A 23,262-nucleotide genomic window follows, 5' to 3' on the forward strand; every position below is an offset into this window, starting at 1 on the left:
GATTACCATCGTTGGCCACCGATCCGGGAGCCACACATGACAACGTTCAGAAACCTGACCTTCTCGAAATTCCTGCTGGCGAGCTTCACGGCGCTGGCACTCACCGGCTGTCTGCCGGTGCCGATTTACGACGTCACCCCCAGCACCGCGCGGGCCGGTACCGAGCTGACCTTCGACGCGTCCGGATCGGTGGTGTCCAACATGCCCGAGGGCAATGTGGCCGTGGGCTGGTCGTGGAGCTTTGGCGACGGCAGCACCGCCAAGGGCGAAACCGTGACCCACACCTACGACAAGGCCGGCATCTACACCATCAAGCTCACCGTGACCGACAGCGCGGGCCGCGAGGCCTCCGTCGAGGACCAGCTGGAGGTGAAGGAGGCGCTGGTGATCGTGGATACGACCAGCGACGACGAGGACACCAGCTCGCCCCCCCCCATCACCAGCACAACGACGCAGTAGCCCTCTTGCGCCAGCCAACAAAAAAGCCGCTGTATTCACAGCGGCTTTTTTGTTGCCGGAGCGACCTCAGGCCTGCAGCGACTTCCACATCTCCATGTCGCGCTCGGCCGTCCAGATGCGCGGGTTCTTGATGCCGCTGGCCTCGTCGTAGGCGCGGCTGACGTCGAACGGCAGGCAGTGCTCGTAGATGAACACGTGGCCGAACACCGGGTCCATGCTCTTGCGGGTGTGGGCCATGGCGGCCTTGAGGTCCATCCTGGCGGCCACGGCTTCCTTGCCGGCCTGGAATAGGGTCGTGACCCAGCGCTTGGTGTAGTCCAGCGCCTTGTTCACGTTGGCGTTGCCCTTCATGGCCTCGCCGCGGCCGGGCACGATGAACTCGGCGTTCAACGCGCGCAGCGCTTCGAGCGTGGCAGGCCACTCTTCCAGCTGGGCGTCGCCGGTGTAGACGCCGGCTTCGTACTCGACCAGGTCGCCGCTGAACAGCACCTTCTCGTCTTCCACCCAGGCGATGGTGTCGCCGCGCGTGTGGCCGTGGCCCGGACTCCAGATCTGCACCACCACGCCACCCAGGTTGATCGACAGCTTGCCAGGCTTTTCGCCCTGGGTCGGGTCGCCGCCGCCGATCACCATGGTCGGCCAGGTCAGGCCCGGCACCGAGTCGGCACCGCGGAACAGGCGCGGGAAGCGCTCCATCTCGCTCTTCATGTCCTGTTCGCCACGCTCCTGGATCAGCTCCAGCGTGCCCTGACTGGCGATGATCTCGGTCGCACCTTCGGCGAAGTAGGCGCTGGCACCCAGCACGCGCACCGCGTGGTAGTGGGTCAGCAGCACGTACTTGATCGGCTTGTCGGAGACGGTGCGGATCTGCCGGATCAGGTCCTTGGCCATGGCCGGGGTGGCGGTGGCGTCGCTGACCATGATGAATTCGTCGCCAATGATGACGCCCGAGTTCGGATCGCCCTCGGCGGTGTAGGCCCAGCAGTGCGGGCTCAGCTGTTCGAACGTGGTCTTTTTGTCCTGCAGATCGGCCTGGGAGGCGAAGGCTTTGCTCATGGGGAGGTCTCCTGTGGGAATGGTCGACATCGGGCGCCGGAGCGCGAACCGAAGAATTTTACCTAATCGAAATTAATTACGGATGGGTAAATCACTAACCCCATGCATCCACAGGGTCAGCCACCCAGGCCCTGCTCCAGCACCGCCACCACCTCGTCGGCAAAGGCGGCGTAGCTCATGGGCCCGCCGGGACGCAGCCAGGTGAAGGTCCAGTTGATCATGCCGAACAGCATCATGGTCAGCGCGGTCTGGTTGGCCGGCGTCACACGACCGGGGTAGGCGCGCTTGATGAAGCGGGTGAAGGCCGCCACCACGTCGCGCTGGCGGTTGAGGATCAGTTCGCGCTGGGTGTCGCCCAGGAACTTGGTGTCGGACACCAGGGCCACATGGCGCGTGGCCGAGCTTTCGTATTCCGCCAGAAAGGCCCGCACCAGCGCGTGCAGGGCCTCACGCTCGCTGAGGTTCTGGCGCTGGGCATGGGCCTCGGCCTCGCCGATCAGCGCCAGCAGGCGCTGGGTGTAGCGGTCCAGCAGGTCGAACAGGATCGCTTCCTTGCTCTCGTAGTAGTGGTAGAGCCGCGCCTTGCTGGTGCCGCAGGCGGTGGCGATGTCGTTCATGCTCGCGGCCGGGAAGCTCTGGCGCGCAAAGCACTGGGCAGCGACATCGAGGATTTCCTCGCGTTTGAGGTCGTGGGAGGCGGATTTCGGGCGGGCCATGTGGAGATTGTCCACCCCCGCGAGCTTGTCTACGATGCGCGCATGGCGACCAAACCCATCACCGACCCGTTTGCCCTCCACGCCTGCGAGCTGCTGTCCTGCCTCGGCCCAGTGAAGGCGACGCGCATGTTCGGGGGTTACGGCCTGGCGGTGGACGGCATGAACGTGGCCATCATTGCCTGGGACACCCTGTTCCTCAAGACCAACGCCGAGACCGCGCCGCGGTTTCTGGCCGAGGGCGCCCGGGCGTTCGAGTACGAGGCCCGGGGCAAGACCATGAGCCTGCACTACCACACGCCGCCCGAGGAAGCCCTCGAGTCGCCGGCGCTGATGGCGCCCTGGGCACGGCTGGCGCTGCAGGCGGCGGTGGCGGCTCGCCAGCCGGCGCCCCGCCGGGCGAAGCGCCCCTGAGCGCTTGCCGAACGGGGTCTGTCAGCGCATGCACTCCAGCGGCGACAGCACCCGCCCGCGGCCGGCCACCAGGAACTCGCTGTAGCCCAGCAGCCCCCGGGCCACCCGAACCAGCGCCCAGGCCGCCTGGCCGAAGGCCGTGACCGCCTCGCGCAGCGGCGCCCGCACCTCGCGGCCGAAGCGGCTGTCCTTTGCCTGTGCGGCGTCCGACCAGTCGAAACAGACCGGCCCGTCCGACTCGCGCCGCGACAGCGGCTCCATCACCAGCCGGGCGCCGGCGGGCACCACCATCGACTCGCCGGCCATCAGGAAGCGGTCGCCCGAGTCCTGTGGCGACGGGGCGCCCGGCTCGCCCAGGGTCACCCACACCGGGCCGCGGTGGATGCGCAGCACCGAGGTTTCCTGCGGGCGCAGGCTCATGGCGTGGCCGGGGTGCAGGCGCCAGCCGCCGGCCGGACGGAACGAGGACACAGTGGAAGCAGCAGATGAGGACATGACGGACTCCAGTGACGACAGCATGGGCGTCATCTTCTGTGCTGCAGCGCCGCACGTCCAATGAAATGGGGCTAAGCTATTGATTCCCTCATCGCATCAATCCAGTCCACCCTGTCCGCCCATGTCTCAGGCCCTCACACCCAGCCATCCGCGCACCCGGCCGATCTCGGCCGGCCACCTGCGCGCCTTTGAGGCGGTGGCCCGCCACCTCAACTTCCGCGCCGCGGCCGAGGAGCTTTCCCTCACGCAGAGCGCGGTCAGCCGGCAGATCCAGTCGCTGGAGGACGAGGTCGGCTCGGCCCTGTTCCTGCGCCACACACGCTCGGTCGAACTCACCGGCGCCGGCACCATCCTGCTGCGCGCGGCGGGTTCGGCGCTGGAGCGGATTGATGCGGCGGTGAGGCAGATCCGGCAGAGCGCCGGGCGCCGCAGCGTGGCCATCACCACCTGGGCCTCGTTCGCCTCGATGTGGCTGATCCCGCGCCTGGAAGCCTTCCAGCGCGAGCACCCGGACATCGACATCCGCATCGACGCCACCGACGCCGCGGTCGACCTGGCCACCGCCGACGTCGACCTGGCGCTGCGCTACGCCGTGCCCGACACCATCGCCGCCGGCGCGATCCGGCTGTTCGGCGAACAGCTCACGCCGGTGGCCAGTCCCTGGCTGCTGCGCGAACACCGCATCGCCACGCTGGACGACCTGGCCAAGGTCACGCTGATCGAGGCCGGCGACGCTCACCGCACGCGCCACCTCGAATACCTCACCTGGCAGCGCTGGCTGGACCACTACGCCCCGACGCCCACCGGCAACGCGCGTGCGCGCAGCAAGGCGCGCCTGAGCCCACAGCGCTGGCTGTACTTCAACTACGCCAGCCAGATCGTGCAGGCCGCCCTCACCGGCCAGGGCGTGGCCCTGGCGCGCATGCCCCTGGTGGCCGAGAGCCTGGCCAGCGGCGACCTCGTCGAGCCGCTGCCGGCCATGCGGCTGGATTCGCCCCTGGTCTACTGGCTGGTGCTGGCACCGCGCAGCAAGACGCGGCCGGAGGTCAAGGCCTTCTGCGACTGGCTGCTGCGCGAGGCCGAGCGGACCAGGGCCGCGATTGGCGACATCCCCGACCCCGACACGGTGGACCACATCGACTGACCCCCAGTGGCGCCCGCGGCCGTCCGCGGCTGGTGCACACTGCGCCGCTTTGCCTCTTCGTTCATGACCTCCGCCACCCAGCACGCCCAAGGCAATCTCCGCAGCATCGTCAACATGATGCTGGCGGTGATGTTCTTTTCGCTCATGGACGCGGTGCTCAAGACCCTGTCGGCCCACTACCCGCCGCTGCAGATGGCCTGCCTGCGCGGCGCCACGTCCTTGCCGTTGGTGCTGGCCTGGATCCAGTGGCGCGGGGGCTGGCACCGTTTGCGCCGGCTGCGCTGGTCGCTGCACCTGCTGCGTGGCGGCCTGGGCATCGTCATGCTGTCCCTGTTCACTCTGGGCGTGAGAGAACTGCCGCTGTCGGCCACCTACACGCTGTTCTTCATCGCTCCGATGCTGATCACGGCCTTGTCGGTTCTGGTGCTCAAGGAGCGTGTGCCCAAGGCCCACTGGTGGGCCATTGCGGCGGGCTTCGGCGGCGTGCTGGTGGCGCTGCAGCCCAGTGGAGAGGACCTGCAAGCCGGGTTCATCACCATCGGTGGCGCCGCCATCCTGGGGGCGGCGCTGTGCTACGCGGTGGCGGCCGTCGCGGGCCGTCTGCTCAGCCGCACCGACAGCAGCGAGTCCATGATCCTGAGCGGGATGGCATTCATGAGCCTGGGCGGCGGCCTGCTGGCCGCACCGGGCTGGGTACCTCTGTCCATGGAGCATGCGGGGCTGTTGCTGGCGCTGGCCATCACCGGCTTTCTGGGCCAGCTGACCATCAACGAAGCGTTCCGCCATGGCCAGGCCAGCGCGGTGGCGCCCTTCGAATACACCGCCCTGGCCTGGGGCGTGGCGCTGGACTGGCTGATCTGGCAGACCCTGCCCGAGGCCCACACCTGGTTCGGTGCCGCCATCATCATCGGCAGCGGGCTCTACCTCGTGCGGCGCGAGAAGCGCATCAGCGAGGTGCACGCCAACGCCGAGCACCCCTGAGCCGGGAGCTTCCGCGGGAACTCAGCCGAAACGTTCGCGGGTCCAGCCGCTGACCAGCGCCACGCCCTGCTGCATCTGCTCCGGCTGGCCCTGGAAGTAGTGGTTGGCACCGGCGATCACGTGCATCTGCTTGTCGGCGCCGCCGGCGGCCGCGAACATGAGCCCGATGTCGGGCTGCGGCACGGCGTCGTCGGCGCCGTGTTCGATCGCCAGCAGCGGCACCGTGACCCGCCGCGCACAGGCTTCGCCATCGGCGCGCGAGTCGTCGACGGACCACTGCGACAGCCAGGCGCGCAGCGTCGAGAAGCGCGCCATGCCCACCGGTCCGGTGTTCACCGTCTCGGGCACCCCGAGGTAACAACGCCCGACCGGACGCCCGTTGGGGTCGATGCTGCCATCGAGAAAGCGCGGGTCGGCCAGCGTGCGGTGGGTGACGAAGCCGCGTTCCAGCTCGGCGCCGCCGCGGCGCTTCAATTCCGCCAGCGTCTCTTTCACGCGCTGGGTGATGCGCCGGATGCGCGCCAGCTGGGCCGCGCGGTAGGCCACCAGCCAGTCGGCCGGGTATGGCGGCTTCACCGGCAGGTCGGGCGAATAGAGGTCCAGCGCCGGGTCGCGCCGGTCCGGGTCGGACTCATCCAGCACGGACGGGTCGATCCAGTCGCGCAGGCACTGCGCGCGCGAGCGGTGCGCCGCCTCCAGCACCACCGCGTCGGCCGGAATCAACCCGGCGCCCACCAGGTCGACCGGGTCGCCCGCGGGCGTGTGCGTGATCGTCGGCTGCTCGGCCTGCGACTGGTAGAACAGCGCCAGAGAGCCGCCGCCCGACCAGCCCATCAGCACCACGCGACGGAAGCCCAGCACCTCTTTCGCATGGCGCACGCAGGCGCCCATGTCCAGCAGCACCTTCTCCATGATCAGCGCGGTGTCGTTCTTCGCGTAGCGGCTGCCCATGCACAGCACCGGGTGGCCGGCCGCGGCCAGCGCGGGCGGCAGCGGCAGCAGCTGCAGCGTCGAGCTGGGGTGCATCATCAGGAACACCACCTCGCGCGAAGCGCCGGGTCCGCTGATCAGCAGCCCTTCAAGGTTGACCGCCCCCTGGCTGCCCGAAAAACCGTAGGTCTCGGTGAAGGCGCTGGTCTCGCGGTAGGCGATGTGCACCCACTGGTGCTGCAGGTCGCCCACGGCCCTCAGCCCTTGAGCGGCCACATCACGCCAGTGTCCGCCAGGATCGCGTCCAGCGGCACGTCGTGGGTCTCGGGCTCCAGGTCCGGCAGATAGGCGAAGTCGTAGCCCAGGCCGACGGTGAAGGGCTTGGGCCGCAGCGAGGCCAGGGTGCGGTCGTAGAAGCCGCCGCCGTAGCCCAGCCGGTAGCCACCCGGCCCGAACCCCACGCAGGGCACAAAGATCAGCGTCGGCTCGATGATCTCGGTGTCCTTGGGCTTGGGAATGCCGAAGGCGTCCTCTTCCATCGGGCAGCCGGGATACCAGCTGTAGAAGGTGAGCGTCTTGTCGACTTTGTTGACCACCGGCAGGCCGATGCGGCGGTGGCGCGCGGCGCTCTGCGCGTCCTCCTCCAGGCCGGCCTCCTGCCAGCGGAACAGCGCCGGCAGCGGGTCGAATTCACCCTTGATCGGCCAGTAGGCGCCGATCACGGTGTCGGGCCGGTGGATCAGCCAGACCCGCATCACGCGCTGCAGCAGATCGTTGCGCCAGGCGCGATCCGCGAGATTCTGCCGCTTGTCGATCAGCTGCTTGCGCCAGGCGGTTTTGGGGGCTTGCGAGGCCGGGTCTTTCGCGGAGCTGGAGGGCTTGTTGTCCATAATCGACGCATGAGATTGATGCGCGTGAAACAGGGGCTGTTGCCCATTATGGCCGCGCTGCTGATGCAGGGACCGGTCCTGGCCCAGACCAGCGCGGACGCTGCCCTGCTGGAGATGCGCGACGCCTTCCGGCGCAATGCCACCCCCACCCTGACCGCCCTGCTGTGGCGGGTGCAAGGCCACGTGCTCGAACCGGTGGCGGTGTACTGGGAGGCCAGGGCCCGCCTGGAATCGGCACCGGCCGCGGAGATCCGCGCCGCCATGGACCGCATGGCCGGCAGCTACTGGGAAGACCGGCTGCGCAACGACTGGCTGCTTCAACTGGGCAAACAACGCGACTGGGCCACCTTCGAGGCCGAGCTGCCGCGTTACCGCATGAACGACGACCGCCAGGTGCAGTGCTACGCGCTGATGCTGGACGCCGCGGCCCGCCGCAAGCCGTCGGAAGAGGCCGCGCAGGAGGTTGCCCGCCTCTGGCATGCGCAGCGCGAGGCCGACGACGCCTGCGCCACCGCGGCCAAGGCCTTCCTGGACAGCGGCCACCTGCGGCCCGAGGCCGCCTGGCAGCGGGCACGCCTGGCCATGGAAGCCGGCCGCACAGCGGCCGCGGTGCAGGCGGTGAACCTGCTCAACCCCGACTGGGTGCCGATGGTGCATGCCATCGCCAATGACCCCGCGCGTTACCTCGACGAAAAGTTCACGGCCATCCGGCCGCGCACCAAGGAACTGGTGACGCTGGCCCTCATCCGGCTGGCCAGCCAGGACGTGGCTGCCGCCGCGCGCGAGATGGACCTCACCCGCTGGAAGGCGCAGCTCACCACCGAGGAGCGCAGCTGGGTCTGGGGCGTGATCGGCAAGCGCATGGCCCAGTCGCTGCAGGGCGATGCGCTGGCGGCGTTTGCCAACGGGAACGACCGCCACATGGCGCCCGACCACCTGGCCTGGAAAGCCCGCGCCGGGCTGCGCGCGGGCTCCTGGGGCCATGTGCGGGACGCCATCGCCGCCATGGACGAGGCGCAGCGCCAGGAGCCGGTCTGGGTCTACTGGCGCGCCCGCGCGATGCAGGCCCTGCGCGAGCCCGATGCGCTGACGGCCCAGATCGTCGCCAGCGGCCTCTACCGCTCGATCGCCTCGCACCAGGGCTTCTACGAGCTGCTCGCACTGGAAGAACTGGGCCACAGCGTGACCACGCCGCCACCGCCTGCACCGCCCACCCCGCAGGAGATGGCGTCCATCCAGACCCACCCGGGGCTGCAGCGTGCGCTGGCCGCCATCCGGCTGGGCCTGCGCAGCGAAGGCGTGCGCGAGTGGAACTACACCACCAACCTGCACACGCGCGGCGGCATGGGTGACCGCGAACTGCTGGCCGCCGCCGCACTGGCCTGCCAGCACGAGCTCTGGGACCGCTGCATCAACACCAGCGAGCGCACCCGCAGCCTGCAGGACCAGGCCCAGCGCTTCCCGATGCCGTTCCGCACGCAGGTGCTGCGGCGCACGGCCGAGATCGGGCTGGACCCGGCCTATGTCTACGGCCTGATCCGCCAGGAGAGCCGATTCGTCACGGACGCACGCTCGGGCGTGGGCGCCTCGGGCCTGATGCAGGTGATGCCGGCCACGGCCCGCTGGACCGCCCGCAAGATCGGCCTGACCGACTTCCAGTCGCACCAGATCACCGACCGCGACACCAACATCCTGATCGGCACCGCCTACCTCAAGCTGGCGCTGGACGACCTGGACGGCTCGATGCCGCTGGCCGCAGCCGCCTACAACGCAGGGCCGGCCCGCGCCCGCGCCTGGCGCCAGGGTCCGGTGCTGGCCGGAGAGGTCTGGGCCGAGAACATCCCGTTTGAAGAAACCCGCGACTACGTGAAGAAGGTGCTGGCCAACACCACGCACTACGCGAGCCTGATCACCGGGCAGCCGCAGTCGCTGCGCGCCCGGCTCGGGGTCGTCGGCCCCCCCGCCCGCCCGGACGGCTACAACCGGGAGCTGCCATGAAGCGGGTGCTGGTTCTGGGCGGCACCGGGTTCGTCGGGCGCCACCTGTGCGAGAAGCTGCAGCGCGCGGGCTGGCAGACCACCGTGCCGACCCGCCGCGCGGCCAACGCATCGGCCGTGCAGCACCTGCCGCGGCTGACAGTGGTCGAGGCGTCGGTGCATGACGAGGCCACGCTGACCCGGCTGCTGGCGGGCCACGATGCGGTGGTCAACCTCGTGGCCATCCTGCACGGCGACCAGGCCGCCTTCGAGCGGGCGCATGTGCAGCTGCCCGCCACCCTGGCCCGCGCCTGCCAGGCCAGCGGTGTGCGCCGGCTGGTGCATGTGAGCGCGCTGGGCGCCCAGCTGGACGGGCCCTCGATGTACCAGCGCAGCAAGGCCCGCGGCGAAGAGGTGCTGCGGTCCGCCGGACTGGCGCTGAGCATCCTGCGGCCCAGCGTGATCTTTGGTGATGGCGACCGTTTTCTGAACCTGTTCGCGCGGCTGCAGTCGGTATTCCCGGTGATGCCGCTGGCCGGCGCCGGCACGCGCTTCCAGCCGGTCTGGGTGGAGGACGTGGCCGACGCGGTGCTCGCCTGCCTGCGCGACACCGGCCTGCCCCGCAGCAGCATCGGCCAGACCTTCGAATGCGCCGGACCCGACGTGCTCACGCTCGGCGAACTGGTGCGGCTGGCGGGGCGGCTGGGCAGCCGCGAGCGCCCGGTGCTGCCGCTGCCCACCGCCATCGGGCGCCTGCAGGCCCTGGCGATGGAGTGTCTGCCGGGCGAGCCGCTGATGAGCCGCGACAACCTCGATTCGATGGCGGTCGACAACGTCGCCACCAGCCAGTGGCCCGGCCTGTCCTCGCTGGGCATCGTGCCGCGGTCGGTGCACACGGTGGCGCCGCTGTACCTCGGCCCGCAGGCTGGTCGCGGCCACCTGACCAGCTACCGGAAGCCCCGGTAGCCGTCGCGGCGCCTCAGTACCGTCGGCTGTACTGCAGGCCGAAGCCGTTCTGGCTCATGCCGATGGAGGTCGGGGCCGGCGCTGAACCGCTCACGGTGTTCTTGCTGCCGTGCCAGGCGGCGAAGGTCAGCTCGTCCTTGTCCGACAGGCTGTAGGTCGCCCCCAGAGTGATGTGCGACTTGATGACGCCCGGCGCCAGCGTGTTGAGGAACACATCGGGCGAAGTCACGGGGTTGGTGCCCTGGTTGTAGCCGGCGCGCAGCGTCCACTGCGGGTTCAGCTGCCACTGCACACCCAGCTTCACCACCTCCACATCCCTCCAGCCGAAGCCCGGGCCATTGCTGGCGCCGAAGCCGTTGCCGAAGTTCGCCAGACTGGCGTTGCCGATGGCCTTCACGCCGCTGTAGTTGATGCGCGAGTAGTCCAGCGCCACCTGCACCGCGGGACTGACCTGGAACGCCACACCCAGCGCGTAGTTCTCGGGAATGTCGAAGTCGCCGCGCTCGGCGAACAGGCGCTCGTACTTCTTGAACCGGCCCATGGCGATCTTGGGTGAGTAGGACGCGCCGATGGTGACCGCGTCGCCGAGTTTGCCCATGTAGCCCAGGCGCAGGCCGACGCCGGTGCTGTCGTCGGTGCCGGGGTTGTTGATGCCGAAGGCCTGCAGGCCCTGGGCCTTGAAGCGCTGGTACACCAGCAGCGGCGACACACCCAGTGCGTGACCGGGGGCCACTTCGTACGACACCGTGGGCGCCACGATCAGCTGCATCAGGTCCACGCCCAGCTTGCCGGTGCCGCAGGTGGTCGGGCTGCTGCACATGAAGTTGCTGTTGCCCGGGAACACCGCCGGGTATTCGGTGTTCATGCCGCCGTTGCCATAGACCGTCAGACCCGCCGACAACTTGCCCGAGAGCCGGGTGGTGAACCCCAGTTCCGGGATCAGGAAGCTGTCCTTGCCACTCTTGACCTCCATCGCCCCCATCGGGGTGCTCACGGTGGCGCTGCGCCTGGGCATGAACACCTCGGCCCCGAGGTCCCAGCGGTTGCCCGCATAGGACACCGAGGCCGGGTTGTTCACGCCGCCGAAGGCGTCGTGCGACTGGGCCACGGCGGTGCCGCCCATGCCCTTGGCCTTGAGGCCGAAACCATGGGGGAAGTAGCCGTTGGTGGCCTGGGCGGGTGGCAGGGCGGTGCCCAGCGCGAGCAGGGTGGCGCCTCGCAAGACGTGCATGCGAACGTTCATGGGTTGTCTCCGTTGTGGTCGTGGGGGGATGGGAACGCGGCGGGGCAGGCGCTCAGAACTCGCCCTTGGAGGCGCGTTCCATCATCTGCCAGATGGTCTCGCGCACCGCCCAGGCTTCTTCCTTGAGCGGCGAGGGCAGCTTGCGGCCCATCTTGACCATCATGTCCATGTTGAGCGTGTACAGCCACAGGCTGCCGTCGTCGTGCTCCACCACGCTGATGCGGCAGGGCAGGTAGGCCGCCATGTGCGGGCTGAAGTCCACCATCTTGCGGGCGGTGGCCGGGCTGCAGTAGGAGTACACGGTCAGCAGCTTCTCTTTCTTGCCCGAGCGGGCTTCGAGTTCCTTGGACAGCGGCAGCACGCCGACGTCGCGCATGTTGCGCTCCACCGCCACCAGCTTGAGGATTTCTTCGACGTCCTTGGCCGTCACCCCCGGTTTGACTTTGCGCTCCCAGGTGGTGGCGACGGCAATGTCCCCGTTGCCCTCGACCCAGCGGTCCCACATGCGAGAGGCCTCGCCACCGGCGCCGTCCTCGAGCTTGCCGATGGTCGAGACCGTGCCGCAGCCGGTGGTCAGAAGCGCGGTGGCCAGCAAGGCCGATGCAACAGAGATTCGTGTCCAGATGCGCATGGAAATGTCCTCGAAGGGCGAATGGATGAGAGGTGTGGACGGGGCGCCGACCTGACATTTGTCAAAGCCACCGACGAACCACACCGTATCCGTGCATTCGAATATCGCCATCGGCGATTACCCTAGGGGGTAGGGTAATCATGACGCCCTCCTCATGGCATCGCGCCGGTCAGCACCCGTGCCCGGGGTTTTTTGGCACACTTCCCCGGTCCCATCCAACCGAGACACACCATGGCCAGCACCCCCGTCAAAACCAAGCCGATGCCGTCCACCGACGCTGCAGCCGCCGCCTTCCGTTCGGAACACCAGCGCGATGTGGTCAACCGTCTCAAGCGCATTGAAGGCCAGGTGCGCGGGCTGATCGACATGGTCGAAAGCGGCCGCTCCTGCGAAGACGTGGCCCAGCAGATGTCGGCCGCACGCAAGGCCATGGACAAGGCCTTCTACCGCATGATGGCCTGCTCGGTGATGGAGGCCGTCGCGGTGTCGGACTCGGAAGAGCAGACGATCCGCGAGGTCGAGCGCTCAACCCGCATCCTCGAAAAATACGCCTGAACCGCACACCTGCAGGCGGCGAATCAATCGGCCGCCTCTTTGTCATCAATGGCCCGCGGCCAGAGCCCTACCATGCGGGCTCTCAACCGGAGGAACCCATGGCATCGCAGCTCTACATCGGCAACAAGAACTACTCGTCCTGGTCCATGCGCCCCTGGGTGCTGCTGACCGGAGCCGGCATTCCCTTTGAGGAAAAGATGGTGCGCTTCGACTCGTTCGATGCGCAATCGGCGTTCAAGTCGGTGGTCGCGGCCATCAACCCGGTGGGCAAGGTGCCGGTGCTGGTGGACGATGGTTTCGCGGTCTGGGACACGCTGGCCATCGCCGAGTACCTGGCCGAGCGTTTCCCCGACAAGCAGCTCTGGCCAGCCGACGCCAGGGCGCGCGCCCGGGCCCGCAGCGTCTGCGCCGAGATGCACAGCGGCTTCAACGCCCTGCGCAGCCACTGCTCGATGAACATCGAGGCCTCGCTGCCCGAGGTGGGGCGCATCCTCTGGCGCGACCAGGCCGGCGTGCGCGCCGACATGGCGCGGCTCGAAGCCATGTGGACCGGCCTGCTGGCCGAACACGGCGGGCCCATGCTGTTCGGCGACTTCGGCATCGCCGACGCCTACTTCGCCCCGGTGTGCTCGCGCATTCGCACCTACGCCCTGCCCGTCAGCCCGACGGTGGCGGCGTATGTGGACCGCGTGCACCAGCTGCCGGCGGTGCAGGCCTGGGTCCAGCAGGCCCTGGCCGAACACGACTTCATCGACTTCGACGAGCCCTACCGCAGCCGGCCCTGATGCCGGCCGCCGCGACCACAGGACGGACCCCATGCAGGTCGCCGTTCACATCGTCCACGCCTTCCCCGACGCCCCCGGCGGCGGCAACCCCGCCGGCGTGGTGCTGGATGCCGACGCGCTGACCCCGGCCCAGAAGCTGTCGATTGCCCGGCAGGTGGGCCTGTCCGAGACCGCGTTCGTCTCGGCGTCGCAGAAGGCCACCCTCCGGCTGGAGTTCTTCACGCCGGCGCGCCAGATCGCCCACTGCGGGCACGCGACCATCGCCACCTTCTCCCTCCTGAGGCAACAGGGTGTGCTCGGGAACGGCCGCTTCTCGAAGGAGACGGTGGACGGCCCCCGCGACATCCTGCTGGACGGCGACATGGCCTTCATGGAGCAGACCGCACCAGCCTACAGACGCATCGACCCCGCATCGGACCTGGGCGCCCGGATTGCGTCGTCCATGGGCCTTCCGCCAGGACGTCTGGCCGCCGAGGTGGACCCGCATGTGGTCAGCACGGGCAACGCCTTTCTGCTGATCGCCCTGCCGGACGCTCAGGCCCTGGCCGAGCTCCGCCCCCGACAGGACCTGGTGCACGCGATCAGCGAGGAGCTGGACCTGATCGGGGTCTACGCGTTCACCACGAAGACGCAGCGCCCCGGCCGCCATGCCGGCGCCCGCATGTTTGCGCCCCGGTTCGGCATTCCCGAGGAGCCGGGCACGGGCATGGCGGCGGGTCCGCTGGCCTGCCTGCTGCACGACGTGCTGGGTGTGCAGGACCGGGAGCTGCTCATTGAGCAGGGCTGGCTGATGCAGCCCCCGTCGCCAAGCCTGATCCGGGTGGTCCTGGAACTGGAAGACGGGCGCATCACCCGCCTGATGGCCGGTGGCACCGGCCACATCAGCCGGTCGATGGTGCTGGAGGCCTGACCGCACACGTGGCAGGGTGCAGGCCCCGGCCTACACTCGCCCGATGGACATCTACCTGGTGGGCGGCGCGGTGCGCGACGCCCTGCTCGCCCGTGACACCACCGCCGCCGCCCACGTGGACCGCGACTGGGTGGTCGTCGGGGCCACACCCGAGGCCATGGCCGACAGCGGCTTCCTGCCGGTGGGCAAGGACTTCCCGGTCTTCCTGCACCCGCAGACGCGCGAGGAGTACGCGCTGGCCCGCACCGAGCGCAAGACTGCGCCGGGCTACCACGGCTTCGCCTTCCACACCGACCCCGGCGTGACGCTGGAAGAGGACCTGGCGCGGCGCGACCTGACGATCAACGCCATGGCGGTGGCCCAGACCGAGGCCGACGACCCGGCCCGCGCCGCGCTGATCGACCCCTACGGCGGCCGGAGCGACCTGGAGAACCGGGTGCTGAGGCATGTCACCAGCGCCTTCGCCGAAGACCCGGTGCGCATCCTGCGGCTGGCGCGTTTCGCCGCCCGCTTCCCCGACTTCACGGTCGCGCCCGACACCCAGGCGCTGATGGCGCACATGGTCGGGCACGGCGAGGTCGACCACCTGGTGCCCGAGCGCGTCTGGCAGGAGCTCTCGCGCGGCCTGATGGAGCAGCGGCCCAGCCGCATGTTCGAGGTGCTGCGCAGCTGCGGTGCGCTGGCCCGGCTGCTGCCCGAGGTGGACCGGCTCTGGGGCGTGCCGCAGCGCGCGGAATACCACCCCGAGGTGGACACGGGTGTGCACCTGATGATGGTGCTGGACATGAGCGCGCGCCTGGGCGCCAGCCTGCCGGTGCGCTTCGCCTGCCTGTGCCACGACCTGGGCAAGGGCACCACGCCGGCCGATGTGCTGCCGAGGCACATCGGCCACGAAGAGCGCAGCGCACGCCTGCTCAAGGGGGTGTGCGAGCGCTGGCGCGTACCGCGCGAATGCCGCGAGCTGGCCGACGTGGTGGCCCGGGAGCACGGCAACATCCACCGCAGCGAGGGCCTGGGCGCGGCGGCGCTGCTGCGGCTGCTGGAGCGCTGCGACGCGATCCGCCGCCCGGAGCGCTTCGACGAGGTGCTGCTGGCCTGCGAGTGCGACGCCCGGGGGCGCCTGGGCTTCAGGGAACAGGCCTATCCCCAGCGCGAACGGCTGCTCGGCGCGCTGCGCGCGGCGCAGACAGTCGACAGCGGGGTCATTGCGCGCCAGGTGATGCAGCAGCTCGGGCGATCGCGCGAGAATGCCTCCGAACCGCCCGCGGCCGATGCCGGCCCGCGCATCGCCCAGGCCCTGCATGCCGCCCGCGCGGCCGCCGTGGCCCTGGCGCTGAAAGCGGAGAGCCCGACCTAGGAGACGGCCATGGCCCAGCACAACCCGTTCAACCCCACCCTGGCCGACGGCATCCGCCGCCACGGGTTCCGCAAGTGGTATGAACGGGAGCTGCTCTCCAGCCACGCCCACATGGCGCTGGCGCTGCTGGCCTCGGTGGCCCTGATCGCCAGTTTCGAGGCCTTCCAGGGCGGCAGCTGGAACGAGAAGCTGCTCAACACGGGCTTCGTGCTGGCCTGTGCGGTGATCGCGCTGTGGGCGCTGCGCCGCTACCTCTACCTGCTGATGCACGCCGAAGAAATGGCCAACCAGGCCAACTGCGGTCAGTGCAAGGCCTACGGCCTGCTGCTGGTGCCCGACGACGCCCGCAACGATGCGCGGCGGCTGGTGCCGGTGTGCTGCAAACGCTGCGGCTTCCGCTGGGACATGCAGGACGGCTGAGCCGCTCGCCGGATAATCGGATGCATGGCCCATTTGCTGATTGTTGAAGACGACGAACTGCTGCGCGACGGCCTGAGCGCCCAGCTCATGCAGGCCGGCCACCGCATCGACACCGCGGTCGATGGCGAACAGGCGCTCAGCCGCCTGGACACCGAGGCCTACGAAGGCGTGGTGCTCGACCTGGGCCTGCCCAGGGTCGACGGCCTGACCGTGCTGCGCCGCCTGCGCCAGCGCCTGCCCGCGCTGCCGGTGCTGATCCTGACGGCGCGCGACGGCATCGAGGACCGGGTCGAGGGCCTGAACGCCGGCGCCGACGACTACCTCACCAAGCCCTTCAACCGCGACGAGCTGCTGGCGCGCCTGCAGTCCATGCTGCGCCGCGCCAGCCTGCCGGCCTTCGGCCCCAGCCCGCAGGTGCCGGCCCCGCCGCCCGCGCCGGGCACACTGCGGCTGGACCCCGTGCTGCCGCGCGCCTGGCTGGGCAACGAGGTGATCGACCTGACCCAGCGCGAGTGGTCGCTGCTGGACCTGCTGGTGCGCCACAGTGGCCAGGTGGTGAGCCGCGAGGACGTGCTGGCCGCCTGGCAGTCCGACCCGGGCGAAGGCGGCGTCGCCTCCAACGCGCTGGAGGTCTACGTGCACCGCCTGCGCCGCAAGCTCGCCGGCTCGACGCTGAACATCCGCAACATCCGCGGCCTCGGGTACCTGCTGGAAAACACCGGCGCGCCATGACGGGCGCGACCACCACCCGGCTCTCGCTGCGGCGCCAGCTGCTGCTGTGGCTACTGTTGCCGCAGCTGGTGCTCTGGGCCGGCGGTGGTCTGCTGGCCTACCGCATCGCACTGTCCTACGCCGAAAAGGCCATCGACCAGTCGCTGACCCAGTCGGTGCGGGCACTGGCGCGCCAGGTCAAGCCCATCGGCTCGGGCCTGCTGATCGACTTTCCGCGCGCGGCGCAGGACGTGCTGGAACAGGACCCCAAGGACCGCATCAGCTACATGGTGTCCTCGCCACCGGGCCAGTTCCTGCTGGGCAACCAGACCCTGCCGCAGCCGGAAGAGGGCATGGTGGGCACCGAAGGTCCCCTGCTCTACGCCGCCGAAATCGACGGCAAGCCGCTGCGCATCGTGGCGCTGGACGTGAACTACGGCGAGGTCAATGCGCCGCAGACCCTGCGCGTGCAGGTGGGCAAAAGCCTGGCGGTGCAGCAGCGCATCGCGCGCGAGCTGATCGCCGACATGCTGGCGCCCCTGCTGGCGGCTGGCGTGCTGCTGAGCCTGGCGGTGTACGGCGGCATCCAGCGCGGCCTGGCGCCGCTGACGCGGCTGACGGCCCAGCTGGAGAACCGCTCGGTCAACGCGCTCTCGCCCATCGGCATGACGCAGGCGCCCAACGAGGTGCATGCGCTGGTGCAAGCCATCAACGGCCTGCTGGACGAGGTGGCGCGCAACGTGAACCAGGAGAAGCGCTTCATCAACGACGCCGCGCACCAGCTGCGCACACCGCTGGCCGGGCTGATCAGCCAGGTCGAGCTGGCGCAGCGCGAGAACAGCGACCCGGTGCTGGGTGCGCGCCTGACCAAGGTGCGCACCGGCGCCGAGCGCAGTGCCCACCTGGTGCACCAGCTGCTGACCCTGGCGCGCACCGAGACCACCGCGCGGCGCGAGCCGCTGGACCTGGCGGCCCTGGCGCGCGACGTGGCGCGCGAATGGACGCCGCGCGCGGTGGCCGCCGGCGTCGACCTGGGCTTCGAAGGCGAGGAGCACCGCATGGTGCAGGGCGACGCGCTGCAGCTGCGCGAGGCCATGGCCAACCTGATCGACAACGCCCTGCGCTACACGCCGCGCGGCAGCGCGGTGACGCTCAAGGTCGAGGCCGATGGCGAGCGCACACGCCTGCTGGTGGAAGACTCTTGACGCTGCTGGTGGTGTTGGCCATGTTGTTCAGGCCCACGGTCACCGGCTTGCTGTCGGCGCCGCTGAAGGCCACGCCGAACAGGAAGTCGTTCCAGATGTTGGTGAACTGCCAGATCAGCGTCACCATCATGATGGGCGTGGACATCGGCAGCACGATGCGCCAGAAGATGCGCCAGAAGCCCGCGCCGTCGATGCGCGCGGCGTTCACCAGTTCGCGCGGCACCGCCGTGTAGTAGTTGCGGAAGAACAGCGTGGTGCCGGCCATGCCGGCCAGGCAGTGCACCAGCACCAGCCCGCCGATCGAGCTGGACAGGCCCAGCCAGCCCAGCACCTGGCTCATGGGCAGCAGCACCACCTGGAAGGGCATGAACACGCCGAACAGCAGGAAGCCGAACAGCACTTCCGAGCCGCGGAACTTCCACATGGAGAGCACGTAGCCGTTGAGTGCGCCCCAGGCGGTGGAGATCAGCACCGCGGGCACCGCCATGAACACCGAGTTCATGAAATAGGGCTTGAGACCACGGCAGTCGACACCCGTGCAGGCGGTGTTCCAGGCCAGGTGCCAGGCGTCCAGGTTGAGCGAGGTCGGCAGGCTCAGCAGGTTGCCGGCGCGCAGCTGGTCGGCGTCCTTGAACGAGGTGACGATCATCACGTACAGCGGCGCCAGGAAGAACAGCGCCGCCACCAGCAGCAGGCCGTAGGTGAACACCCGGCCGAAGGTCAGGGATTTAGCGGTCATGGGGCTTGCTCCGCAGTTCGCTGTAGAGGTAGGGCACCACGATGGCCGCCACAGTGGCCAGCATCATGGTGGCGCTGGCCGCGCCCAGGCCGATCTGGCCGCGCGTGAAGCTCATGGTGTACATGAAGGTGGCGGGCACGTCGGTCGCGTAACCGGGGCCGCCGGCCGTCAGGGCCATCACCAGGTCGAAGCTCTTGATCGACAGGTGCGAGAGCACCAGGATGGTGGAGAACACCACCGGGCGCAGGATGGGCAGGATGATGCGCCAGTAGATCAGCGGCAGCGAGGCGCCGTCGATCTGCGCGGCCTTGATGATGCTGTCGTCAATGCCGCGCAGGCCCGCCAGGAACAGCGCCATGGCAAAGCCGGCCGACTGCCAGATGCCCGCGATCACCACGCAGTAGATGGCGTAGTCGGACTGCACCAGCCAGTCGAAGTTGAACGAGGTCCAGCCCAGGTCGTGCATGAGTTTCTGCAGGCCATCGCTGGGGTTGAGGATCCACTTCCAGGCCGTGCCAGTCACGATGAACGACAGCGCCATGGGGTAGAGGTAGATGGTGCGCAGCCAGCCTTCGGCGCGGATCTTCTGGTCCAGGAAGATCGCCAGGATCATGCCGACCAGCATCGAGCCGCCGACGTAGAGCACGCTGAAGATGCCCAGGTTCTTGAGCGCGACGTACCAGCGGTCCATGGTCCACAGCTGCGCGTACTGCTCCAGGCCCACGAAGTTCTCGTAGTTGGGCAGCATGCGCGAGCCGGTCATGGACAGCACGCCGTTCCAGATCATCAGCCCGTAGATGAAGGCAAAGCCGAGCACGAAGCCCGGTGCGATCACCAGCTTGGGCAGCAGGTTTTCAAAGGATTTCATGGGAGGGGCTTCTGAGGGCCGGCCGCCAGGGCCAGCAGTTGTTTCTGTGTGTCATTCACCGACATCTGCGGGTTGTTCCAGAAATCCGAGACCAGCTTGCGCATCAGCGCCTGTTGTCCCGGGGCGAGTGCCATGCCATGGGCCACCGAGGGCACCAGGGTGCCGGCCTTGGCGGTCTTGCCAAAGTCCTGGGCAGAGACTTTGGCGCATTCGTCGAATTTGTCCATGGCCACGTTCTGCCGCACCGGGATCGAGCCCTTGCGCAGGTTGAAGCGTTCCTGGAAGTCCTTGCCCATCAGCAGATAGGCCAGGTAACCCTGCGCCTTCTGCGCCTCCCAGGCCTTGAGCTGGAACATGGCGAAGGAATCGACGTTGTAGGTGAAGGCCTCGGCCGTGCCCGGCGCGGGGAAGCAGCGGAAGTCCTTGCCCGGCTGCTGGCCTGCGGCGAGGAACTCGCCCTTGGCCCAGTCGCCCATGAACTGGAAGCCGGCCCTGCCCTTGATGACCAGGTCGGTGGTGGCGTTCCAGTCGCGCCCTGGCGAGGCGGCATCGACATAGCCGCGCAGGCGCCGGAAGGTCTCCAGCGAGCGGCGCAGGGTGTCGCTGCCCAGGGCTTGCGCATCCAGCTTCACCAGGGCCGCGTCGTAGAACTTCGCACCGCCCACGCCCAGCACCACCGACTCGAAGGTGGTGAAGTCCTGCCAGTCCTGGCCACCGTGGGCCAGGGCGATCAGGCCGGCCGCGCGCACCTTGTCGGCGGCCTTGAAGAATTCGTCGAAATTGCGCGGCGCCTCGTTCACGCCCGCCTGGCGCAGCACCTCGGCGTTGGCCCAGAGCCAGTTCACCCGGTGCACATTGACCGGCACGGCCACGTAGCGGCCCTTGTGCTTCATCTGGTCGGCCACCACCTTCGGCAGCGCCTCGTCCCAGCGGTCGAAGGAGGCCATGGCGTCGAGGTTGGTCAGCGCGCCCAGCGCCGCCCATTCCTGGATCGCCGGCCCCTTGATGTTGGCCGCGGCCGGCGGGTTGCCCGCCAGCACACGCGCCTTGAGCACGTCCATCGCGTTCTGCCCGCCGCCGCCCACCACCGCGAAGTCTTTCCAGCTGTGGCCGCGCTGGGCCATCATTCCCTTGAGCTCGGCGAGCGACTTGGCCTCGCCACCCGAGGTCCAGTAGTGCAGCACCTCGACCTCACCCGCCCGGACACCGGCGCCGGCGGCCAGCAGCAGCGATGCCAGCAGCGATGCACACGCGCGACGAAAGCCTGTGTAGTGACGCATGGTGAAGCTGAAGAAGGGGTGGCGGGCGCCCGGCGGGCAGCACCCGTCCCACCCACCCCGGTGGCGGGGCGGGTGAAGGCCGGGCGAGGCTCCGGACGGGGCTTACTTGGTGGTCGCGGCCTTGGCGATGTTCTTCACGCCGTCGGCGACCGAGATCTTGTCGTCGTTCCAGAACTGGCTGACGGCGTCCTTGATGGCGCCTTCGGCAGCCGGGCTGACCGCCATGCCGTGGGCGATCGAGGGCACCAGGCCACCGCTCTTGGCGGTGTCGACGAAGTCCTTGCTGGAGAGCTTGGCGCAGTCGTCGAACTTGTCCATCTTCATGCCCAGGCGGACCGGGATGGAGCCCTTGTTCAGGTTGAAGACTTCCTGGAACTCGGGGCCCATGATGGCAGCGGCCAGGTCGCCCTGGGCCTTCTGGGCCGCGGCGTCCTTGAGCTTGAACATCGCGAACGAGTCGACGTTGAAGGTGTAGGCGTTGCCCGTGCCCGGGGCGGCGGCGCAGATGTAGTCCTTGCCCGGCACCTTGCCGGCGGCGGTGAACTCGCCCTTGGCCCAGTCACCCATGAACTGGAAGGCGGCCTTCTCCTGGATCACCATGGCGGTGGCCAGGTTCCAGTCGCGGCCCGGGGCGGCGGGGTCGGTGTAGGACTTGATCTTGCGGAAGGTTTCCAGCGACTTGGTCATGGTCGGGCTGGTCAGGGCCTTCTGGTCCAGCTTGACCAGGGCGTCCTGGTAGAACTTGGCGCCACCGACGCCCAGCACCACCGATTCGAAGGTGGTGAAGTCCTGCCAGTTCTGGCCGCCGTGGGCCACGGCGATCAGACCGGCCTTCTTGACCTTGTCGGCAGCGGCGAAGAACTCGTCCCAGGTCTTGGGCGCGCTGGCCACACCGGCCTTCTTCAGCACATTGGCGTTGGCCCACATCCAGTTGACGCGGTGCACGTTCACCGGCGCGGCAACGTAGTTGCCCTTGTACTTCATGACGTCGGCGACCACGCCGGGCAGCAGGCTGTCCCACTTCTCGGCCTTGGCGACGGCGTCCAGGTTGGCCAGCACGCCTTCGTTCGCCCATTCCTGGATGCCCGGGCCCTTGATCTGGGCGGCGGCGGGCGGGTTGCCGGCCACGACGCGGCTCTTCAGGACGGTCATGGCGGCATCGCCACCGCCGCCGGCCACGGCGAAGTCCTTCCAGGTGTGGCCCTTGCCCTGCATGATCTTCTTGAGTTCGCCGACCGACTTGGCCTCGCCGCCCGAGGTCCACCAGTGCAGGACTTCCACCTCGCCGGCAATGGCGGCGGAGCCGGCCATCACGAAGGCGGCGGCGGCGGCGAGTTTCGACAGTTTCATCATCATGTCTCCAGTAAAGAAGGGACGCCGCACGCGAGGGCGTGCACGGCGCGGAACCATCCAGAGCGGCACCATGCCGCCGGATGTCTGTAATTTATCTTTAATTAAAGAATTATTACATCCGCAGAAACCCGAAGTCCCTGCCCTCCCTTGCGCTGGTGACAAAGTTTCAGCGGTGGCGGTCCAGCGCGCGGGCGGCACCCAGCAGCGCGGGCGACTGGGCCGAGGTGATGACCCAGACCGGCATGCCTTGCAGCAGGCGGGTGAAGCGGCCCTTGTTGTCGAAGCGCTCGCGGAACGGCGATGTATCGAACCAGGCGCCCAGGCGAGGCACGATGCCGCCGCCCACGTACACGCCGCCGCGCGCGCCCAGCGTCAGCGCCAGGTTGCCGGCCACCGAGCCGAGCATGGCGCAGAAGATGTTCAGAGTCTCCAGCGCCTGCGGGTGGCCGGCCTTGAGCGCGGCCTCGCTGACCGCGCTGGCGGAATCGAGCCCCTGCACCGTCACGCCGTCGGCCTCGCAGAGGATGGCGCAGGTGTCGACCAGCCCCTGGCCGCAGCACACGCGCTCGGCCGAGGCGTGGCCGTAGCGGCGGATCAGGCCGTCCATGACGGTGCGCTCGCGCGCGGTGGTCGCCGGCAGCGTGACGTGGCCGCCCTCGCCTTCGAGGGGCACCCAGCCGCCGTGGCCGTCGGGCAGCAGGCCGGAGACGCCCAGCCCGGTGCCGGCGCCGACCAGGCCCATGGCCACGCCGGGCACCGCTTCGCCGCCACCGACCTGGCGCAGCTCGGCCGCCGGCAGGTCCGGCAGGGCCAGGGCCAGGGCGGTGAAGTCGTTGAGCATGCGCAGCGTGCGCAGGCCGAACTCGGCCTTGACCGCGGACTGGGAGAAAGCCCAGTCGTGGTTGGTCATGCGGACCATGTCGCCGGTGATCGGGTTGGCAATCGCGATGGCCACCGCCGCGGGCGCGCCGCGGCCCAGCCCGTCGAGGTAGGCGTGCATGGCGGCCTGCAGCGTGGGGTAGTGCGCGCCGGGCAGCACCTGCACGTCGGTGATGGGCGCGCCGGGCGCGGCCTGCCAGGCGAAACGGGCGTTGGTGCCGCCGATGTCGGCCAGCAGCCGGGCGGTGTCGGATGGGGTCTGGGGCATGGCGTCGGTTCCGGAAAAGGTCCCGGAATTATGC

General features: G+C 69.0%; 25 protein-coding genes. 13 read left to right on the plus strand and 12 right to left on the minus strand.

Features of this window, described 5'->3' with window-relative positions; translation table 11 throughout:
- Window positions 1-36 precede the first annotated feature (36 nt).
- Window positions 37-459: a PKD domain-containing protein gene (locus HPF_RS20670; RefSeq protein WP_079366668.1), complete on the plus strand. Its 423-nt coding sequence runs from the start codon at window positions 37-39 to the stop codon at window positions 457-459.
- A gap of 66 nt (window positions 460-525) precedes the next feature.
- On the opposite strand, the gene HPF_RS20675 is transcribed toward HPF_RS20670, so the two are convergent.
- Window positions 526-1,515, minus strand: coding sequence for an MBL fold metallo-hydrolase (locus HPF_RS20675; RefSeq protein WP_133157696.1), 990 nt, complete (start codon window positions 1,513-1,515; stop codon window positions 526-528).
- A 116-nt stretch (window positions 1,516-1,631) separates the two neighbouring features.
- Complete coding sequence (locus HPF_RS20680) at window positions 1,632-2,231, minus strand: TetR/AcrR family transcriptional regulator (RefSeq protein ID WP_127804234.1); 600 nt, start codon at window positions 2,229-2,231, stop codon at window positions 1,632-1,634.
- A gap of 42 nt (window positions 2,232-2,273) precedes the next feature.
- On the opposite strand from HPF_RS20680, the gene HPF_RS20685 reads away from it, so the two are divergent.
- Complete coding sequence (locus HPF_RS20685) at window positions 2,274-2,642, plus strand: TfoX/Sxy family protein (protein WP_133157697.1); 369 nt, start codon at window positions 2,274-2,276, stop codon at window positions 2,640-2,642.
- 21 nt (window positions 2,643-2,663) lie between these two features.
- Here the strand turns inward: HPF_RS20685 and HPF_RS20690 are convergent, their stop codons facing one another.
- Window positions 2,664-3,137, minus strand: a complete 474-nt coding sequence (locus HPF_RS20690; RefSeq protein ID WP_165961751.1) for a DUF2917 domain-containing protein — start codon at window positions 3,135-3,137, stop codon at window positions 2,664-2,666.
- Window positions 3,138-3,258: 121 nt separating this feature from the next.
- Here HPF_RS20690 and HPF_RS20695 point away from each other — a divergent pair, with 121 nt between their 5' ends.
- Window positions 3,259-4,281: a LysR substrate-binding domain-containing protein gene (locus HPF_RS20695; protein WP_079366665.1), complete on the plus strand. Its 1,023-nt coding sequence runs from the start codon at window positions 3,259-3,261 to the stop codon at window positions 4,279-4,281.
- 63 nt (window positions 4,282-4,344) lie between these two features.
- Window positions 4,345-5,262, plus strand: a complete 918-nt coding sequence (locus HPF_RS20700; RefSeq protein WP_133157699.1) for a DMT family transporter — start codon at window positions 4,345-4,347, stop codon at window positions 5,260-5,262.
- Window positions 5,263-5,283: 21 nt separating this feature from the next.
- Here the strand turns inward: HPF_RS20700 and HPF_RS20705 are convergent, their stop codons facing one another.
- Complete coding sequence (locus HPF_RS20705) at window positions 5,284-6,468, minus strand: alpha/beta hydrolase (RefSeq protein ID WP_243721631.1); 1,185 nt, start codon at window positions 6,466-6,468, stop codon at window positions 5,284-5,286.
- Complete coding sequence (locus HPF_RS20710; protein WP_133157700.1) at window positions 6,450-7,082, minus strand: 5-formyltetrahydrofolate cyclo-ligase; 633 nt, start codon at window positions 7,080-7,082, stop codon at window positions 6,450-6,452. The genes HPF_RS20705 and HPF_RS20710 overlap by 19 nt, the downstream gene beginning before the upstream one ends.
- A gap of 9 nt (window positions 7,083-7,091) precedes the next feature.
- On the opposite strand from HPF_RS20710, the gene HPF_RS20715 reads away from it, so the two are divergent.
- Window positions 7,092-9,080 carry a lytic transglycosylase domain-containing protein gene (locus HPF_RS20715; RefSeq protein ID WP_243721632.1) on the plus strand — a complete coding sequence of 663 codons (1,989 nt, stop codon included), beginning with the start codon at window positions 7,092-7,094 and terminating at the stop codon, window positions 9,078-9,080.
- The gene (locus HPF_RS20720; RefSeq protein ID WP_133157701.1) at window positions 9,077-10,024 is read left to right on the plus strand and encodes a complex I NDUFA9 subunit family protein; all 948 of its coding nucleotides are present in this window, start codon (window positions 9,077-9,079) and stop codon (window positions 10,022-10,024) included. The genes HPF_RS20715 and HPF_RS20720 overlap by 4 nt, the downstream gene beginning before the upstream one ends.
- Before the next feature lie 13 nt (window positions 10,025-10,037).
- On the opposite strand, the gene HPF_RS20725 is transcribed toward HPF_RS20720, so the two are convergent.
- Both HPF_RS20725 and HPF_RS20730 read right to left on the minus strand, forming a co-directional pair.
- Window positions 10,038-11,267, minus strand: coding sequence for an OmpP1/FadL family transporter (locus tag HPF_RS20725; RefSeq protein WP_207959224.1), 1,230 nt, complete (start codon window positions 11,265-11,267; stop codon window positions 10,038-10,040).
- 52 nt (window positions 11,268-11,319) lie between these two features.
- Window positions 11,320-11,898 (minus strand): DUF302 domain-containing protein, encoded by a 579-nt coding sequence (locus tag HPF_RS20730; protein ID WP_066155021.1) that lies wholly within the window; start codon window positions 11,896-11,898, stop codon window positions 11,320-11,322.
- 231 nt (window positions 11,899-12,129) lie between these two features.
- Between HPF_RS20730 and HPF_RS20735 the strand changes: the two genes are divergently transcribed.
- The 7 genes from HPF_RS20735 (at window position 12,130) to HPF_RS20765 (ending at window position 17,841) form a co-directional block, all read left to right on the plus strand.
- Window positions 12,130-12,453, plus strand: coding sequence for a metal-sensitive transcriptional regulator (locus HPF_RS20735; protein WP_066155024.1), 324 nt, complete (start codon window positions 12,130-12,132; stop codon window positions 12,451-12,453).
- Between the two features lie 98 nt (window positions 12,454-12,551).
- Window positions 12,552-13,238 (plus strand): glutathione S-transferase family protein, encoded by a 687-nt coding sequence (locus HPF_RS20740; RefSeq protein ID WP_133157702.1) that lies wholly within the window; start codon window positions 12,552-12,554, stop codon window positions 13,236-13,238.
- Window positions 13,239-13,269: 31 nt separating this feature from the next.
- Entirely contained in the window at window positions 13,270-14,148 is an 879-nt protein-coding gene (locus HPF_RS20745; protein ID WP_133157703.1) for a PhzF family phenazine biosynthesis protein, read from the plus strand.
- 43 nt (window positions 14,149-14,191) lie between these two features.
- Window positions 14,192-15,505, plus strand: a complete 1,314-nt coding sequence (locus HPF_RS20750) for a multifunctional CCA addition/repair protein (RefSeq protein ID WP_133157704.1) — start codon at window positions 14,192-14,194, stop codon at window positions 15,503-15,505.
- Between the two features lie 9 nt (window positions 15,506-15,514).
- Window positions 15,515-15,925, plus strand: coding sequence for a hypothetical protein (locus HPF_RS20755; protein WP_066155037.1), 411 nt, complete (start codon window positions 15,515-15,517; stop codon window positions 15,923-15,925).
- 24 nt (window positions 15,926-15,949) lie between these two features.
- Window positions 15,950-16,657, plus strand: coding sequence for a response regulator transcription factor (locus tag HPF_RS20760; RefSeq protein WP_066155040.1), 708 nt, complete (start codon window positions 15,950-15,952; stop codon window positions 16,655-16,657).
- Window positions 16,654-17,841: a sensor histidine kinase gene (locus tag HPF_RS20765; RefSeq protein WP_133157705.1), complete on the plus strand. Its 1,188-nt coding sequence runs from the start codon at window positions 16,654-16,656 to the stop codon at window positions 17,839-17,841. The genes HPF_RS20760 and HPF_RS20765 overlap by 4 nt, the downstream gene beginning before the upstream one ends.
- Here HPF_RS20765 and HPF_RS20770 read toward each other — a convergent pair.
- The 5 genes from HPF_RS20770 to glk all read right to left on the minus strand — a co-directional run bounded on the left by HPF_RS20770 (window position 17,789) and on the right by glk (window position 23,228).
- Window positions 17,789-18,580 (minus strand): carbohydrate ABC transporter permease, encoded by a 792-nt coding sequence (locus HPF_RS20770; protein ID WP_133157706.1) that lies wholly within the window; start codon window positions 18,578-18,580, stop codon window positions 17,789-17,791. The genes HPF_RS20765 and HPF_RS20770 overlap by 53 nt on opposite strands.
- Window positions 18,570-19,448, minus strand: coding sequence for a carbohydrate ABC transporter permease (locus HPF_RS20775; protein ID WP_066155052.1), 879 nt, complete (start codon window positions 19,446-19,448; stop codon window positions 18,570-18,572). The genes HPF_RS20770 and HPF_RS20775 overlap by 11 nt, the downstream gene beginning before the upstream one ends.
- Window positions 19,445-20,728: an ABC transporter substrate-binding protein gene (locus tag HPF_RS20780; protein WP_133157707.1), complete on the minus strand. Its 1,284-nt coding sequence runs from the start codon at window positions 20,726-20,728 to the stop codon at window positions 19,445-19,447. The genes HPF_RS20775 and HPF_RS20780 overlap by 4 nt, the downstream gene beginning before the upstream one ends.
- A gap of 102 nt (window positions 20,729-20,830) precedes the next feature.
- Complete coding sequence (locus tag HPF_RS20785) at window positions 20,831-22,081, minus strand: ABC transporter substrate-binding protein (RefSeq protein WP_127807283.1); 1,251 nt, start codon at window positions 22,079-22,081, stop codon at window positions 20,831-20,833.
- Between the two features lie 166 nt (window positions 22,082-22,247).
- Window positions 22,248-23,228: a glucokinase gene (gene glk, locus HPF_RS20790; protein ID WP_079366653.1), complete on the minus strand. Its 981-nt coding sequence runs from the start codon at window positions 23,226-23,228 to the stop codon at window positions 22,248-22,250.
- Between the last annotated feature and the right edge of the window lie 34 nt (window positions 23,229-23,262).

The sequence above is a fragment of the Hydrogenophaga pseudoflava genome, assembly GCF_004353865.1.
Lineage (GTDB): Bacteria > Pseudomonadota > Gammaproteobacteria > Burkholderiales > Burkholderiaceae_C > Hydrogenophaga > Hydrogenophaga pseudoflava.